Genomic DNA, 16,816 nt, shown 5'->3' with positions numbered 1-16,816 from the left:
CGTCGATAATTACCGGAATCGTTGCATTTTGCGGGTTTAGTGCGCAACCGTCATCCGTAAAGTGTACATCCCGGATATTTGTAGCGCTTCGACTGGCGCCATCGCGAGCAGGCTCACTCCTACAATTGAAATGCATTCCCCTGTAGGAGTGAGCCTGCTCGCGATGAGGCCCGAACGGTACTTGCATCTTCACACCCGCGCCCGCATAACTTAAGCCATGAATCTGCCCATCCCAACGGACGCGGCCCTGGCAGGCTTTCACCCCGCCGTCAGCGCCTGGTTCAGCAAAACCTTCCCGACGGTCACCGCCGCCCAGGCCCGCGCATGGCCGTTGATCCGCCAGCGCCGTTCGACGCTGATCGCTGCGCCCACCGGATCCGGCAAGACCCTCACCGCATTTCTCGCCGTGCTCGACGATCTCGTCCACCGGGGCCTGGAAAACCCCGACGGTCTGCCCGACGAAACGCTTGTAGTTTACGTTTCGCCGCTCAAGGCACTGTCCAACGACATTCGCATCAATCTGCAAAATCCACTTGCCGGAATCACCGAACAGCTGCGGCAAATGAACCTGCCGGAAATACACATCACCACCGCCGTGCGCACCGGCGACACCCCGCAGAAAGAACGCGCCGCCATGCGCAAGACCGCGCCGCACATTCTGGTGACCACGCCGGAATCGCTTTACGTCCTGCTCGGCTCGGAATCGGGACGGAAAATGCTCGGCACCACGCGCACGGTGATCATCGATGAAATCCACGCGATGGCCGCCGGCAAACGCGGCAGTCATCTGGCCCTGAGCCTTGAGCGCCTGCAAGCGCTGTGCGCCGTACCGCTGACCCGCATCGGCCTGTCCGCCACACAGAAACCGGTGGAAGCGGTGGCGCAATTTCTCGTCGGCCACGACCGTCCCTGCGAAATCATCGACATCGGCCACGCCCGGCCACGGGATCTGGGCATCGAGGTGCCGCCCGTGCCGTTGTCGGCCGTCATGGCCAACGATGTCTGGGAATTGGTATACGACCGCCTCGCCGAACTCGCTCGCGAGCACCGCACCACGCTGATTTTCGTCAACACCCGGCGCCTCGCCGAGCGCCTGAGCCGACACCTGAGCGAACGCCTCGGCAAGCACGCAGTGGCGGCGCACCATGGCAGTCTGGCCAAGGAGTTTCGCCTCGACGCCGAACAACGCCTAAAGCGCGGCGAACTGCAGGTGTTGATCGCCACCGCCTCGCTGGAACTGGGCATCGACATCGGTGAAGTCGATCTGGTCTGTCAGATCGCTTCACCGCGCTCCATTGCCGGATTTTTGCAACGGGTCGGTCGTTCCGGTCACCAGGTGGGCGGTACGCCCAAGGGTCGGTTGTTCGCCACCACCCGCGACGATCTGATCGAATGCACCGCCCTGCTCGACTGCGTGCGCCGTGGCGAGCTCGATACCCTGCACATCCCGGTCGCGCCGCTGGATGTTTTGGCGCAGCAGATCATCGCCGAAGTCAGTTGCCAGGAATGGACGGAGGACGCCTTGCTGGCGATGTTCCGCCAAGCCTCGCCCTATCGCGATCTTGACGAAAGACACTATCAGGCCCTGCTGAGCATGCTCGCCGAAGGCTACAACGGTCGTCAGGGCATCCGCAGCGCCTACCTGCACCGCGACGCCGTCAGCCGCACCTTGCGTGGCCGCCGAGGCTCGCAGCTGACCGCCGTGACCAGCGGCGGCACCATCCCCGACAATGCTGACTACAGCGTGATGCTCGAGCCGCAAGGCCTGAACATCGGCAGCGTCAACGAAGACTTCGCGGTGGAAAGCATTGCTGGCGACGTGTTTCAGCTCGGCAACACCTCCTATCGCATCCTGCGCGTGGAAACCGGCAAGGTCCGCGTCGAGGATGCCCACGGCCAGCCGCCGACCATTCCCTTCTGGCTTGGCGAAGCGCCGGGACGCAGTGATGAATTGTCGTTCGCCGTGGCACGTCTGCAAGCGCAGCTCGACGAACTGCTCGGCGCCAGCCCCGGCGATCTGCAACCGGCGCTCGACTGGCTGACGCAGACCCTCGGCCTCAACCACGCCAGCGCCGAACAATTGGTCGAATACCTCGCCCGCGCCCGTCAGACCCTCGGCGCCCTGCCCTCGCAGGACACGCTGCTGATGGAGCGCTTTTTCGACGAGTCCGGCGGCACGCAATTGATCATCCATTCGCCGTTCGGCAGCCGCATCAACCGCGCCTGGGGTCTGGCCCTGCGCAAGCGATTCTGCCGCACCTTCAACTTCGAATTGCAGGCTGCCGCCAGCGAAGACGCGATCGTCCTGTCGCTGTCCACCAGCCACAGCTTTGAACTCGATGACATCTGGCGTTACCTGCACAGTAACAGTGCTGAACACATCCTCATCCAAGCGGTACTCGATGCGCCGCTGTTCGGCGTGCGCTGGCGCTGGAATGCCGGGGTGGCGCTGGCATTGCCGCGTTTTACCGGCGGACGCAAAGTCGCGCCGCAGTTGCAGCGGATGAAAAGCGAAGACTTGATTGCCAGCGTGTTTCCCGACCAGATTGCTTGCCTGGAAAACCTCGCCGGTGAACGCGAAATTCCCGAGCACCCGTTGATCGAACAAACCCTCGACGATTGCCTGCACGAGGCGATGGACAGCGAAGGCTGGCTCAATCTGCTGCGGCGCATGGAGCGTGGCGAGGTGCGTTTGATCAGCCGCGATCTGCCGGCGCCCTCGCCGCTCGCCGCTGAAATTCTCAGTGCGCGGCCGTACACCTTCCTCGACGATGCACCGCTGGAAGAACGTCGCACCCAAGCGGTGATCAACCGCCGCTGGAGCGATCCGCAATCGACCGATGATCTCGGTGCGCTGGATGCCGACGCGATTACCGCCGTACGTGAAGAAGCCTGGCCGACACCGAACACTGTGGATGAAATGCACGAGGCGTTGATGAGCCTGGCGTGCATCAGCAATGAGGAAGTGCAAGCGAACGAAGGCTGGCGTGCATGGCTGGAAAATCTGGCCAGCAGTGGTCGCGCCTGCCGTCTGCAGATCGATGCCGAGCATTGGTTATGGCTGGCCCGCGAACGCCTGACGTGTCTGCAAGCGCTTTATCCACAGGCCAATTTGCAAGCCGAACTGGAGGCGTTACCGGGATTCGATGAAGCCTGGACGTTCGATGAAGCGCTGGTCGAAGTGCTCCGCGCACGCCTCGGTGCCTTCGGACCGCTGCCGTTATCCGCGATTGCCGAACCGGTCGCGCTGCCGACCACTCAAGTCCATCAAGCCCTCGCTCAGCTGGAGCGCGAAGGTTATGTGCTGCGTGGTCAGTTCACGCCCAAGGTCAACGTTGAAGAATGGTGCGAACGGCACCTGCTCGCGCGTATTCATCGCTACACGGTCAAGCGCCTGCGCCGGGAAATCGAACCGGTGGCGCTGCAGGATTTCATGCGGTTTCTGTTCGACTGGCAGCATCTGTCGCCCGCGACTCGCGGTCAGGGCAGTGCCGTGTTGCCGGCAATTGTCGGCCAGTTCGAAGGCTACGCAGCGGCCGCTTCGGCGTGGGACAGCGACATTCTGCCGGCGCGCTTGAAGGATTATTCGCCGAGCTGGCTGGATGAGTTGTGCCGCAACGGCAAACTGGTGTGGACGCGCCTCAGTGCCCGGCAGAAAGTCAGCGGCACGGCGTTGCGCAGCACGCCGATTGTGTTGCTGCCGCGCAGTCAGGTCGGCTTATGGAGTGCGCTGGCGGAACAGACGCCGGTGAATGAACTGTCGCCGAAAACCCAGAAGGTGTTTGAAGCCTTGAGTCAGCACGGCGCGTTGTTTTTCGATGAGCTGATCCATGAAGCGCACCTGCTGCGCACCGAGCTGGAAATCGCTTTGCAGGAACTGGTCGGTGCCGGGCTAGTGAACGCCGACAGCTTCGCCGGCCTGCGCGCGCTGATCACCCCGCCGAGCAAGCGCCAGCAGCGCAGTAGTCGGCGTGGCCGCGGCGCGTTTGTCGGTGGCATGGATGACGCCGGGCGCTGGGCGTTGTTGCGGCGTGGCGCGGCTGTGGATAACAGCGAGACGCTGGAACATGTCGCGATGACGTTGTTGCGGCGCTATGGCGTGGTGTTCTGGCGCCTGCTGGAGCGTGAGGCGGATTGGCTGCCGAGTTGGCGCGAATTGCTGCGCACGTTTCATCGGCTGGAAGCGCGTGGCGAGATTCGCGGCGGGCGGTTTGTCAGCGGTTTGGCGGGGGAACAGTTTGCCTTGCCCGAGGCGATTCCGTTGTTGCGCGAAGTGCGCCGTCGGCCGCATGACGGCAGTCTGGTGGCGGTGTGCGGGGTGGATCCGCTGAATCTGGCCGGGACGTTGTTGCCGGGGGTAAAAGTGCCGGCGTTGGTGAGTAATCGGTTGGTGTATCGGGATGGATTGCCGGCGGCGGCGGAGATTGCCGGCAAGCAGCAGTTCTGGCTGGAGCTGGATCAGATCGGCATGGAGCAGGTGCGCGGCAAATTGATCCGGCATTGAGGGTGTTTGGGCTGACGTCTTCGCGAGCAGGCTCGCTCCTACAGGGGAACGCATTCCAAAATGTAGGAGTGAGCCTGCTCGCGATAGCGTCGGTAATCCCCCCTCAAAATCCACCCGTTAAGTCCGCGATTCCTGCGGCACCTCACTCGTCACTACCTCTCCCTCCTGCTGCCGCTTCGGCAACAAAACCTGCTGTGGATAAGTCTGCGCGAAATGCACCACCGGGCTGTTATCCACAAGCTTCTTCAAACGCTGATTGAACGCCCGGCTCACCGCATACTGCCCGCCCGACACCGTCCTGAATTGCGCCGTCAGCACCACGCCGTTCAAATCCATCTTGTCGACGCCAAACACATCCAGCGGCCCTTGCAGGTTGTACTTGAGGAACGGGTCTTCGCGGATCGAATCACCGGTCTCGCGGATCAGCTCGATGGCTTTATCCACGTCCGTGTCATAAGTGAACTGCACCGAGAAAAACGCAAAGGCAAACTGCCGCGATTGGTTGGTCACTGCCTTGATCTGACCGAACGGCACCGAGTGCACAAAGCCCTTGCCGTCGCGCAGACGCAAGGTACGAATGGTCAGCCCTTCGACGGTGCCGGCATGGCCCGAATCGAGCACCACCCAATCGCCAATCGAAAGCGTGTCTTCAATGATGATGAACAGCCCGGTGATCACGTCCTGCACCAGTTGCTGCGAACCGAAACCGATGGCCAGACCAACCACCCCGGCACCGGCCAGCAGCGGCGCAACATTGATTCCCAGATTGGCCATGGTGGTGATCGCGCAGATCACCACGAGGATGATTTTGATCGCGTTGCGCAGCAGCGGCAGGATGGTTTTCACCCGCGTGCTCGGCTGGCGCGCCGCGCGTTTGCTGAGCGGCGGCTTCAGCGCTTCCTGAATCGCCGTGTCGAGTACCACCCACAGCAACCACGTAACCAGGAAGATCAGGCCGATGCTGCTCAGCGCGTTGCTGATCGCCCGGCCGACCGTGCTGCTCTGAGCGAAATTGAGCAGCGATACACCCCAGATCCGCCCGAGGATATCGATGAAGGCAATGGCGATGACGATCCGCAACAAGGCATGCAAGAGGCTGAGGAACCGTTCCTTGTAGGCGCTGCTGCGCTGGATCGCTTCGGCTTTTCGCGACTTGAACAAATGCTGCAGGATCGTGCTGAGGAATACCGTGCCGATTAACAAAACCGTGGTGAACAACGCGCAGCGCAGGGCTTTCTGATTGTCCTCGCCGATGCCGATCAGATTGACCGCCGAGACCAGCACCATCAGCACGATTGGCCAGTACCACAGCCCCGAGAAAATCCGCAGCGACTCCTGCAACGAGGGTTGTTTCAGCCGCTGACTGAGCGAACGATTGCGGATCAGATGCGCCACCGGGCGGCGCAGGCGAATCACCAGCAAACCAAAAATGATCGAGGCGATCAGGCCGGTGAACACCGCGATACTGCTGGTGATGTTACCGCCCAGTTGTCGGGCGATCTGCGGGCTGGTCAGCGCATCGCTGAGGGCCGCGAGGAAGCCGATCAGGAACAACGGTCGCGGGCAATAATCTCGAATGATCCGCGCTGCCGGACGTTTATGGCCGACGTTGAACATCACCACCACGCACAACAACATCGAGGTGGAAAAGATCCCGCTGCTGGTGGCGTAGGCCAGACACAGCGCCAGCGCGCGTCCGACGGAGGCTTGCAGAAAATGGCTGACATATAACGTCAGCGGTAGGCAGATCAGCGCCGGCACGGTGTACGGCAGCAAATAACCAATCAGATCCTGACTGCGCTGGCGGGTGCGCAACCAGCGGCCCTCGCGCAGACGCTTGGCCAACAGACTGCCGAGCACCGTCAATAACGCGAAACTGCCGAGCCAGACGCCCGACAGCGTGAGGAAATCCCCGGCGACGCTCCAGCCCGAGCGATTCGACGGTTGGTTGACCAGTTTGTCGACTTCATCGGCGGCGCGATCGGCGCGCAGGCGCCAGGCGTCGACCAGGTGTTCGTTGAGATCGAGCTTGTCCTGGACGTCGTCGATGCTCGAACTGATCGCACCGAGCAGACCGCCCTGCACAATCGGTTCGGGTTTAGCCGCTTCTTCGGTGGTGGCCGGGACGCCCGGCAATGCGGCGGCGTCAATTTCACTGGCGCCGAGAAACAGCAGTGCTCCCAGCAGAATGGCGATCCTGAACTTGACCAAAACTCCGATCTCCCTTGGCTGAACCTGTAAGGAACTGATCGGTAATTGCACAGCAAGTTCAAGAGCACCCTCACCCCAGCCCTCTCCCAGAGGGAGAGGGAGCCGACCGAGTTGAATACAAGAATTACATCGACCTGAAAGTCCGGAGTCGAATTCAAGTTCTGGAAACCATAAAGACCAGCTCCCTTCCCCCTTGTGAGGCGAACTCAAATCCTGAGAACCCTGAAGATCAGCTCCCTTCCCCCTCGCCCTCTCCCAGCGTGAGAGGGAGCTGACCGAGTTGCCTGCGAGAAGTACACCGACTTGCAAGTCCGGAGTCGAACTCAAACCCTGAAAACCCTGAAGATCAGCTCCCTTCCCCCTCGCCCCCTTGGGGGAGAGGGTTGGGGTGAGGGGGAGCGCTTTTGATCTTCGCCTTGGACGTGACCGTCCGTAATACCGTCGAAACTTTCCCCAGCCGCCAGCAGTCATCAAAAGATACCGGCAACACGAGGACTTTCGACGGGAGGGCGGCATGGCAACGATTCACATCGGTATTTCCGGCTGGCGCTACGCACCGTGGCGCGGGGACTTCTACCCCAAGGGACTGGCGCAGAAACGCGAATTGCAGTTCGCGTCGCGAGCGGTCAACAGCATCGAAATCAATGGATCGTTCTACGCCCTGCAACGGCCTGAACGCTATGCGCAGTGGTACGCCGAAACACCCGACGACTTCGTTTTCAGCGTCAAGGCGCCGCGCTTCATCACCCACATCCGCCGCTTGCGCGAGATCGAAAAACCACTGGCGAATTTCTTCGCCTCCGGGGTGCTGGAACTCAAGGAAAAGCTCGGGCCGATCCTTTGGCAGTTCCCGCCGAACTTCAAATTCGAGCCTGAGCGCTTTGAACACTTCCTCGCATTATTGCCCCACGACACCGAAGCCGCCGCCACCCTCGCCCATCAACACGATTCGCACCTGCACGGCCACGCCAACATGAAAGCCTGGCGCAAAAAGCCGCTGCGCCATGCCGTGGAAATCCGCAACGAGAGCTTCATCGACCCCGAGTTCGTGCGCTTGTTGAAACGCCACAACACCGCGCTGGTGATCGCCGACACTGCGGACAAATGGCCGTACCGCGAAGACCTCACCAGCGACTTTGTCTACCTGCGCCTGCACGGTGCCGAAGAACTCTACGCCAGCGGCTACACCGCACCGGCACTCAAACGCTGGGCCGAACGCATTGACGCCTGGCACCACGGCGAGCAACCAAAAGACGCGCACCTGATCGCACCACGTTTGAAGCCACGCGCACGCAAATCCCGCGAAGTGTTCTGCTATTTCGACAACGACATCAAAGTCCGCGCGCCGTACGACGCCCGCGATCTGCTGCATCGTTTCGAACTGGATAAAGACCTCGCCACCCCCCCCGGCGAACCCGCTGGCGAAGGAGTGTTGGCATGAGTATTCCAGAACCGGTTGGCTTCACCGATGAGGGCTCGGTCGTCGCGCCGTCCGTGCGGACGTTCACCGTACTGACGGTTAATACCCACAAGGGTTTTACCGCCCTGAATCGGCGCTTCATCCTGCCGGAACTGCGCGAAGCGGTGCGCAGCGTCGCGGCCGACGTGGTGTTTCTGCAGGAAGTTCATGGCACCCACGAGCATCATCCCAAGCGCTACAGCAATTGGCCGACAATGCCGCAGTACGAGTTTCTCGCCGACAGCCTCTGGCCGCAGTTCGCCTATGGGCGCAATGCGGTGTACCCGGAGGGCGACCACGGCAATGCGCTGCTGTCGAAATTCCAGATCATCCGTCACGACAACCTCGACGTGTCGATCAACGGCCACGAGAACCGCGGCCTGCTGCATTGCGTGCTGCGTCTGCCGGGTGATGGCACCGAAGTGCATGCGATCTGCGTGCATCTGGGCCTGCGTGAAAGTCATCGCAACGCCCAGCTGGATTTGCTCATGCAACGCCTGGCGGAGTTACCCGACGACGCACCAGTGATCGTCGCTGGCGATTTCAATGACTGGCGCCAGCGCGCCGATGCGCAGCTCAAACCCTGCGGCCTGCGCGAAGTGTTCGCCGAGCACCAGGGCAAACCGGCGCGCAGTTTTCCCGCGCGCCTGCCAACACTGCGCCTTGATCGTATTTACGTGCGCAACCTCAAGGCCAGCCAGCCGAAAGTTCTGGCGAACCGGCCTTGGTCGCACCTTTCCGACCACGTTCCTTTATCGGTAGAGATCCAACTATGAGCAGCGCGCCGCTGGAAAAATCCGCCGTGGAACCGGTCGCCGTCAACCCGCCGATACGCGAGCCCGGCCAGGTTGATGTCGAGTATCGCTGGCAGGGCAATAACCGCGTTGAGTTGCTGGAGAACGGCGAGGAGTATTTCCCGCGAGTGTTCGAGGCGATGCGCGCGGCGAAGAGTGAAATCCTCCTCGAGACCTTTATCGTTTTCGAAGACAAGGTCGGTGCCGAGTTGCAGGAGATTCTGATCGACGCTGCCCGTCGTGGGGTGCGCACCACGGTCAGCCTCGACGGCTTTGGTTGCGGCGAGTTGAGCACCGGTTATCTGACCGCGCTGAGCGAGGCCGGCGTGCATCTGCAAATTTTCGATCCAGCACCGAAACGTCTGGGCATTCGCACCAACTGGTTCCGCCGCTTGCACCGCAAGATCGTGGTGGTCGATGGCCTGATCGCGTTTGTTGGCGGGATCAACTTTTCCGGCGATCACCTCGCTGATTTCGGCCCTGAAGCCAAGCAGGATTATTCGGTGGAAATTCAGGGCCCGGCAGTCGCCGACATCCATCATTTCGCCCTGCTGCAAAGTGGTCGGCCGGGCCGTGCGCGGTTCTGGTGGCAACGTCGGCGCCAGCGTCGCGCGGAGATGGCTTTCGATGACCACGACGGTCAGGTGCGCCTGGTGTTCCGCGATAACGACCAGCACCACTCCGATATCGAAGACGTCTATCTGCAGGTACTGCGCCGCGCCAAACGCCGCGTGGTGATCGCCAACGCCTACTTCTTTCCCGGTTATCGCCTGTTGCGGGAAATCCGTAATGCAGCGCGTCGCGGGGTCGAGGTGCGCCTGATTCTGCAGGGGCAACCGGACATGCTGGTGGCCAAACTCGCGGCACGCATGACCTATGATTACCTGCTCAAGGCCGGCGTACAGATTCATGAATATTGCCAGCGCCCACTGCACGGCAAAGTGGCGCTGGTCGATGAAGAATGGAGCACCGTCGGCTCAAGCAATCTCGACCCGCTGAGCCTGTCGCTGAACCTCGAAGCCAACGTGCTGATCCGCGACCGCGCGTTCAATCAGCATCTGTTCGAACGCCTCGAAGACCTCAGTCAAAACCATTGCAAAGCCATGGATGCCAGCAAGTCGCCGCGTGGCCGCATCTGGCACATGACCGTGGGTTTTCTGGTGTTCCACTTTCTGCGGCACTTCCCGGCGATGGCCGGTTGGCTGCCAGCGCACAAACCAAGGCTCAAGCCGTTTCGAGGTGACCGCTCATGAGCCATTCCGAGGTGCATTCCGCCGAGCATTCGGCGCCAGCAACGCATTCGAAATGGAGCCGCTGGAAGCGTCCGTTGACGCTGCTGTTTTTCCTCGCGCTGATCGTGTTGCTGACGCTGTTCGCCACGCGCATCGAATGGGCCGAAGTGCTGCAGACCCTTGCCGACTTCAAGGTGCGCACACTGATCATCGCCGCCAGCCTGACGCTGCTGAGTTTTCTCGTGTACGCCAGTTTCGACCTGATCGGCCGTACTTACATTCGTCAGGACCTGACCTGGAAACAGATTCTGCCGGTAGGGATCATCAGCTATGCGTTCAACTTGAATCTGAGCGCGTGGGTGGGTGGCATCGCCATGCGCTACCGGCTGTATTCGCGCCTTGGCGTGAGCAAAGGCAACATCGCCAAGATCCTCGGTTTGAGCCTGGCGACCAACTGGTTCGGCTACATGACCATCGCCGGTGCGGTGTTCAGCAGCGGATTGGTGACGATGCCGCCGGGCTGGAAAATCAGCAGCAGTGCGCTGCAAGGCATCGGCGTGCTGTTGCTACTGATCAGCGCCGGCTATCTCGCCGCGTGTCAGTTTTCCAAGCGCCGCGAATGGTCGATTCGCGGCGTGGAAATCAATCTGCCGTCGTTGCGCATGGCGGTCCTGCAACTGCTGCTGGGGGCGTTGAACTGGTCGCTGATGGCGGCGGTGATTTTCACCTTGCTGCCGAGCAAGCTCGATTATCCGTTGGTGCTGGGCGTGTTGTTGATCAGCGCGATTGCCGGGGTCATTACGCATATTCCGGCGGGGCTTGGGGTGTTGGAGGCGGTGTTTGTGGCGTTGCTGCAACACGAGGCTTCGCGCGGCAGTCTGGTGGCGGGGTTGCTGGCGTATCGGGCGATTTATTTTCTGTTGCCGCTGTTGATTACGGTGGTGATGTATCTGGTGGTAGAGGCCAAGGCCAAGGCGCTGCGGATCGAGAAGAAACCTTCCTAAGAGAGTTGGTGAGTTTGAAAACGCTATCGCGAGCAGGCTCACTCCTACAAGTGAACGCATTCCAAAATGTAGGAGTGAGCCTGCTCGCGATGGCGCTCGAACGAACAACACAGATCATGCGGACTGAATAATGCTCAACCGCTCACCCACGACCATCTCGGTAATCCAGTCCACCAGAATCGAGGTGTACGCCTGCTGCGACACCGGTTCACTCAACGCATGATCGGCACCGTCGATAATCCGGTGCGTCAATGAATGCGTCTGCTGGCACGCCGCGCGGTAACTCATGATCGCCGCGTGGGGCACGTAATCGTCGGTTTCCGATTCCACCAGCAACACATCCCCGGTGAATTGCGAACAGGCATGCAACGCCCGATTGGTGTCCGCGCGCACCAGCGTGCTGCGGTAATCGCGCAGATCGGCCTTGTCCAGTTCACGTTTGGGCGTGTGCCATTGCTCGTCGCGATACAGCGCCGGCACACGCAGCGCCAGCCAGCGTACCGGGCGCAGCGAAGTCAGGATCGACGCCAGATAACCGCCGTAACTGGTGCCGACCACGGCGATCGCCGAGGTGTCGAGCGCCGGATGCGCGAGCAAGCGGTCATACGCCGCGAGCAGATCGCGCAGATTGTCTTCGCGAGTGACACGGGTCAGCGGAATCCCGGTGCCACCGGTGTGCCCGCGCAAGTCGAAGGTCAGACACACGCAACCGAGACCGGCGATGCCTTTGGCGCGCTCAAGGTCGCGCTCCTGACTACCGCCCCAACCATGCACGAACAACACCCCCGGGACTTTCGATTTGGGACTGAGAAAGGTCCCGCTCATCTGTTCATCATCAATGTCGATTTGAATGCTTTCGCTTCTAGCCGTCATAAGATTTGACCGTTACGTATTTGAGGAGAAATTCACTGTTTTCGGCCGGCCCGCGATAGACCTCGATAGCGTCCGCTGGCAGCGGCTGATTGATGTAGGTTTCCACCGAAGAGACACGAATCGCGCGCATCCCCGGATCGTTGACGAAGCTTTGCAGCGCCGCGACCTCGGCACTGCTGGCACCGCCCATGCGCCACGACTGCTCGAGCACACCACTGCGGGATTTGCCATTACTGTCCAGGCCTTGGGCGATGTCGTAATTGCGCCGCGAAGCGTAAAAACGCGGATAGGCTTCATCCGCCGCCCTGTCGAATACCTGTGCCTGCTCGATGGCCAGGCGCACATCGTCAGGCAACTCCAGCGCCAGCAGTTCCTCGTAACCACCCTGCACCACCAGCAAGTTCGAGCCACCGTAGACGTCTTCGCCGTGAGCATCCTTGGTCAAGTATTGATCACCGCAGTAACTCAGCACCTTGCCGCCGATGAATGACTGGCCGACGCTGTGGGTGAAGACCTTGCTCAAGTCCTGCTCCAGCACCACGCCCTCGCTGAATTGTTTATCGATGCCGGGGCGGGCAAGGATTTCGTCGAAGGCGTCGAGGCTTTTGATCACTTCCTGACCGCGACCGGCACAGGCGTGCACTGGCTTCATGCGTATCGGGCCGCTGTACAGCAGATGCTCGGCGGCGGGGCGCGCATCTTCCAGGGCAAACACGCTGAGACCATCCAGCACCACATTGCGCACGCGCTCGGAAAACAACGGCGACCAGCCTTGCGGCGCATGAGCCAGATGACTGCGCAATCCGTGGCTGATGGCTTTGGTGCAGATGAAATCGTGCTCGACAAAGCCACCCCACAAATCGTCAGGGCCTGTGATACCGAGTTGCTGAGCGCTGGCAGTGCCGACAATGGTTTGCGTCGGTAGCAGATACAGGTCACGGCCGCGGTGTTTGTCCGGGTCGTAGCTGCCGCCGAATTTGCATCCGAGAATCTGCGCCAGCCATCGCGCCAGGGCCTTGTTGGTCTGTACTTCATGTTGCGGCGCGTCGGCGCGCACTGAGTGGGCGACGACGATTTTCCTGCGGGGTGTCGGGGTCATGCGTCCCCCTTCCATCGGTTCGATGACTGTAGCGGTGACAGGTGCAGAGATCAGGCCAACGACCGCTCTACGAAAATCCCAAGCCAATCAGAAACTTGCCAGAACCGTGCTGGCACCACGCCTGTTTCAATCTGCACGACGGCGTGCAAAACCCCGGCAAATTGCACGATCCCGAACCTTGTGTGGTCTCTTGTAGGAGTGAGCCTGCTCGCGATAGCGGTGGTTCAGTCACCTCACGGTTTTCTGACAGATTGCTATCGCGAGCAGGCTCACTCCTACATTAGATGTTCGTTGCTTTCGGGATCGGGGACACCCCAAACCGCGCCCGATAATCACTCGGCGCCAGCCCGGTAATCTTCTTGAAGATTGCGCGAAACGCACCCGGATCCTGATAGCCCACCGTCCACGCAATGTGATCGATCGTGCCATTGCTGAACTCGAGCATTTCCCGCGCCTTGCCGACCCGTAGATGCTGGCAGTACTCGGTCGGTTTCAACCCGCTCGCCGCGCGGAACCGCCGCAGAAATGTGCGCTCCTCCAGCCCGGCCCGCTCCGCCATCGCCGTCAGCGAAACATCCGTCGCGCCGGTGCTTTGCAGCCAGTGCTGAACCTTGAGAATCGCCGCATCGCCATGACCGAGAATCGGCGCGAAATTACTGCCGCACTCACTGGCGCTGTCACTGTGCTCTATCACCAGAAATCGCGCGGTGCTGGTAGCGATGCTCGGTCCGAGCAGGCGGTTGACCAGACGCAAACCCAGTTCCGACCACGCCATCAATCCGGCGGTGGTAATCAAGTCGCCGTCGTCGACAATCGGGGTATCCGCCTTGAGCTTGATCTTCGGGTAACGCTCGGCGAAGGCCTTGGCCGAGGTCCAGTGGGTGGTGGCGCTGCGGCCGTCGAGCAGACCGCTTTCAGCCAACATCAGCGAGCCTACACAAACCCCACCCAACGTCGCACCGCGGGCGTGTTGATCGCGTAACCATTGCATCAGCCTGGCCGGCGCTTGCGCCGCCGAGAACCCGCCGATCGATGGCGGAATCAGCACCGCCAGCAAAGCGCTGTCGTCACCCGCATGACTGGCGTAAGTGCGCGTTGGCGGCTGATCACCTTCGACCTGCCAGTGACTGACCCGCAGCACAGGCAACTGCGCGGCCTGATGCTCGGCGGCAATCCGGTTGGCCACCGCAAACAAATCAGTCAAACCGTGCACCGCTGCCATCTGCGCACCGGGATAAATCAGCACACCCAGTTCAGCGATGGCAGCCCTTTCTGCGCCCATTGTCAGTTTTCCCCTGTCTATTGTCGGTGCGGCCAATCCTCGAAGCGCTGGCCAGCGCCAATACTGAAGCCACTTCCAGCCAATACATCGAGGACACACCCATGGCCAAGCAAGCGCTCATCGTAGTCGATATCCAGAACGACTACTTCCCCCAAGGCAAGTGGCCGCTGGCCGGTGCTGATGCCGCCGCCGACAACGCCGCCCGGCTGATCGCCGCATTCCGCGAAACCGGCGATTCGGTGGTCCACATTCGCCACGAATTCACCTCAGCCGACGCGCCGTTTTTAACCCCGGGTTCGGACGGCGCCAAGCTGCACCCGAAAGTGCTCAACCGAGCCGATGAACCGGTGGTGCTCAAACACTTCGTCAACTCGTTCCGCGAAACCGAACTGCAAGCGATCCTCGATGAACATGGCATCAAGGAACTGGTAGTGGTCGGCAGCATGAGCCACATGTGTGTTGACGGCATTACCCGCGCGGCGGCGGATCTGGGTTACGCCGTCACGGTGATTCACGATGCCTGCGCCAGCCGCGATCTTGAGTTCAATGGCCTGACAGTGCCGGCCGCTCACGTCCATGCCGCGTTCATGTCAGCGCTGGGTTTTGCCTACGCCAGCGTGGTATCCACTGACCAATTCCTCGCCGCCAAAAGCTGAGTCATATTTCGCAAAAATACTGGGCCCGCGTTATTGCGGGCCTTTTTTCGCCTGTCATAAAAATCTCACGCGTGAGCCATTGATGGCATTTTGAATTGGTTGTAGTGTGGCTCACGCGTGAGATGTCCATAACCGAGCCATTGCCATGAAAAGCCGTTCCCCCACCGCGAAATCAGAGAGCCCCAAGGGAGAGCGTGCGAAAGCGTCCACGAAAAAACCGTCGAGCTTCTATATGAAGCAGATGCGCGCGGGCCTGGCCGCTGCCGGTTATGTGAAACACGAAACTTGGGTGCTTCCCGAAAACCGAAGCTTGCTCAAGCAAATGGAGCAACAGCTACGCCAACCGATTCTGGCTGGCTCTTTCATGTCGGAGAATTACATGAGCGCAGGCAACAACTGGACCATCGATAGCCTCTTCAACGCCCTCAAGGCCCTGGACGAGGTGGCTTCGCAAGAAATCACGCTGTCGCTGATCCAGAGCTCCGAACCCAGCATCAAGCTGGAAATGAACGAATTCGGCGGTCTGCCGATTCACATCGCCCTGGCCGGCCAGCAGATCATCGTCGACACCGTGCTGGTGGACATCGATTCGATCAGCGACGTGCGCGCCTTCAACGATGCCGTGCTGCGCAGCCGGGAAATGTTCCCGCTGTCGTCGATCGGTATCGAGTCGATGCCGAACGGGCAGACCGTTTACAACATGTTTGGCGCCCTCAGCGCCGACTCGAGCCTGACCAACGTCGTCACCGAGGTGAAAACCCTGGTCGACAACGTGCAGCGCGCGAGTGAAGCCTTCGAACACTTCTTCAAGTAATCAACAGGGAATATCCAATGACTCAGTCCATCTGGAGCAAGTTGTTCACCGCACTGCGCGGCGGCGCCAATGAAGTCGGCGAAGCGATCGCCGACCAACAGGCCCTGCGCATCCTCGATCAGGAAATCCGCGACGCCGACAGCGCGCTGTCGAACGCTCGTCGCGAACTGGTCACTATCATGGCCAAGCACAAACTGGCGGCCGACCGCGTGAGCGAGTACGACGCCAAGATCAAGGATCTGGAAGCCAAAGCGGTCTCGGCGCTGAACGCCGGCCGTGAAGACCTGGCGCTGGAAGTGGCCGAAGCGATCTCCACCCTGACCAACGAGCTGGATGTTGAGAAAAAGCAGAGCGACGAATTCGGCACCTACGCCGAAAACATGCGCAAAGACATCAGCAAAGCCGAGTCGCGGATCAAGAGCCTGCGCCAGCAAGTGGACATGGCCAAGGCCCGTGAAAGCGTGCAGAAAGCCCAGGTCAGCGCCTCCATCGCCAGCGGTGGCGCCAATGGCAAACTGGAAACCGCCGTCGGTACGTTGAACCGCCTGCAAGCCAAGCAGCAGCAACGTGCTGCCGAGCTGAGCGCGGCGGACGAACTGGCTGACGCTTCGACCGGCAACGACCTGGAACGCAAACTGCGCGACGCCGGCATCACGCCGAACGAAGGCAGCGCCAATGCGATTCTTGAGCGCCTGAAGCAAAAGTCCGCTCAGTAAGCATTTGCACAAAACCCTTGTAGGAGTGAGCCTGCTCGCGATGAGGCCGGAACATTCAACCTCAGTGTTGTCTGAACCGCCGCCATCGCGAGCAGGCTCACTCCTACATGGTTTGTGGCGTGTCGTTGATCGCGTAGCCCGGTACACTAGCCACGTTTTTTTCGCCGACGAA

At 60.7% G+C, this 16,816-nt stretch carries 12 protein-coding genes; 8 read left to right on the top strand and 4 right to left on the bottom strand.

What is annotated here, in order from left to right; genetic code table 11:
• Positions 1-217: 217 nt before the first annotated feature.
• On the top strand, positions 218-4,504 hold the full coding sequence (locus tag KBP52_RS21880) for a DEAD/DEAH box helicase (RefSeq protein WP_212620943.1): 4,287 nt from the start codon (positions 218-220) through the stop codon (positions 4,502-4,504).
• Positions 4,505-4,621: 117 nt separating this feature from the next.
• Here the strand turns inward: KBP52_RS21880 and KBP52_RS21875 are convergent, their stop codons facing one another.
• Positions 4,622-6,715, bottom strand: coding sequence for a mechanosensitive ion channel family protein (locus KBP52_RS21875; RefSeq protein WP_212620942.1), 2,094 nt, complete (start codon positions 6,713-6,715; stop codon positions 4,622-4,624).
• A gap of 514 nt (positions 6,716-7,229) precedes the next feature.
• Here KBP52_RS21875 and KBP52_RS21870 point away from each other — a divergent pair.
• The 4 genes from KBP52_RS21870 to KBP52_RS21855 are packed head-to-tail and all read left to right on the top strand — an operon-like array spanning position 7,230 to position 11,204.
• Positions 7,230-8,156 (top strand): DUF72 domain-containing protein, encoded by a 927-nt coding sequence (locus KBP52_RS21870; protein WP_212620941.1) that lies wholly within the window; start codon positions 7,230-7,232, stop codon positions 8,154-8,156.
• Positions 8,153-8,950 carry an endonuclease/exonuclease/phosphatase family protein gene (locus KBP52_RS21865; protein WP_212620940.1) on the top strand — a complete coding sequence of 266 codons (798 nt, stop codon included), beginning with the start codon at positions 8,153-8,155 and terminating at the stop codon, positions 8,948-8,950. The genes KBP52_RS21870 and KBP52_RS21865 overlap by 4 nt, the downstream gene beginning before the upstream one ends.
• Positions 8,947-10,221 carry a cardiolipin synthase ClsB gene (gene clsB, locus KBP52_RS21860; RefSeq protein WP_212620939.1) on the top strand — a complete coding sequence of 425 codons (1,275 nt, stop codon included), beginning with the start codon at positions 8,947-8,949 and terminating at the stop codon, positions 10,219-10,221. Before KBP52_RS21865 ends, clsB begins: the two co-directional genes overlap by 4 nt.
• Positions 10,218-11,204: a lysylphosphatidylglycerol synthase domain-containing protein gene (locus KBP52_RS21855; protein ID WP_123593127.1), complete on the top strand. Its 987-nt coding sequence runs from the start codon at positions 10,218-10,220 to the stop codon at positions 11,202-11,204. The genes clsB and KBP52_RS21855 overlap by 4 nt, the downstream gene beginning before the upstream one ends.
• 114 nt (positions 11,205-11,318) lie before the next feature.
• Here the strand turns inward: KBP52_RS21855 and KBP52_RS21850 are convergent, their stop codons facing one another.
• The 3 genes from KBP52_RS21850 to KBP52_RS21840 form a co-directional block, all read right to left on the bottom strand.
• Positions 11,319-12,077, bottom strand: a complete 759-nt coding sequence (locus KBP52_RS21850) for an alpha/beta fold hydrolase (RefSeq protein ID WP_016983578.1) — start codon at positions 12,075-12,077, stop codon at positions 11,319-11,321.
• A complete protein-coding gene (locus KBP52_RS21845) occupies positions 12,067-13,176 on the bottom strand; it encodes a DUF3182 family protein (protein WP_212620938.1) in 1,110 nt (369 codons plus the stop codon). The genes KBP52_RS21850 and KBP52_RS21845 overlap by 11 nt, the downstream gene beginning before the upstream one ends.
• A 280-nt stretch (positions 13,177-13,456) precedes the next feature.
• The gene (locus KBP52_RS21840; RefSeq protein WP_212620937.1) at positions 13,457-14,458 is read right to left on the bottom strand and encodes a GlxA family transcriptional regulator; all 1,002 of its coding nucleotides are present in this window, start codon (positions 14,456-14,458) and stop codon (positions 13,457-13,459) included.
• A gap of 101 nt (positions 14,459-14,559) precedes the next feature.
• Here KBP52_RS21840 and KBP52_RS21835 point away from each other — a divergent pair, with 101 nt between their 5' ends.
• From KBP52_RS21835 to KBP52_RS21825, 3 genes are all read left to right on the top strand, one after another.
• The gene (locus KBP52_RS21835; protein ID WP_212623152.1) at positions 14,560-15,114 is read left to right on the top strand and encodes a cysteine hydrolase family protein; all 555 of its coding nucleotides are present in this window, start codon (positions 14,560-14,562) and stop codon (positions 15,112-15,114) included.
• A gap of 145 nt (positions 15,115-15,259) precedes the next feature.
• Positions 15,260-15,928, top strand: coding sequence for a YjfI family protein (locus tag KBP52_RS21830; RefSeq protein ID WP_123448306.1), 669 nt, complete (start codon positions 15,260-15,262; stop codon positions 15,926-15,928).
• A 17-nt stretch (positions 15,929-15,945) separates the two neighbouring features.
• Positions 15,946-16,644, top strand: coding sequence for a PspA/IM30 family protein (locus tag KBP52_RS21825; protein WP_038362095.1), 699 nt, complete (start codon positions 15,946-15,948; stop codon positions 16,642-16,644).
• The last annotated feature ends 172 nt before the right edge of the window (positions 16,645-16,816 follow it).

This window comes from Pseudomonas sp. SCA2728.1_7, from assembly GCF_018138145.1.
GTDB classification, from domain to species: Bacteria; Pseudomonadota; Gammaproteobacteria; order Pseudomonadales; family Pseudomonadaceae; genus Aquipseudomonas; species Aquipseudomonas koreensis_A.
The sequence above is the reverse complement of the archived record's forward strand: the minus strand, read 5'-3'. Positions and strand labels throughout refer to the sequence as shown.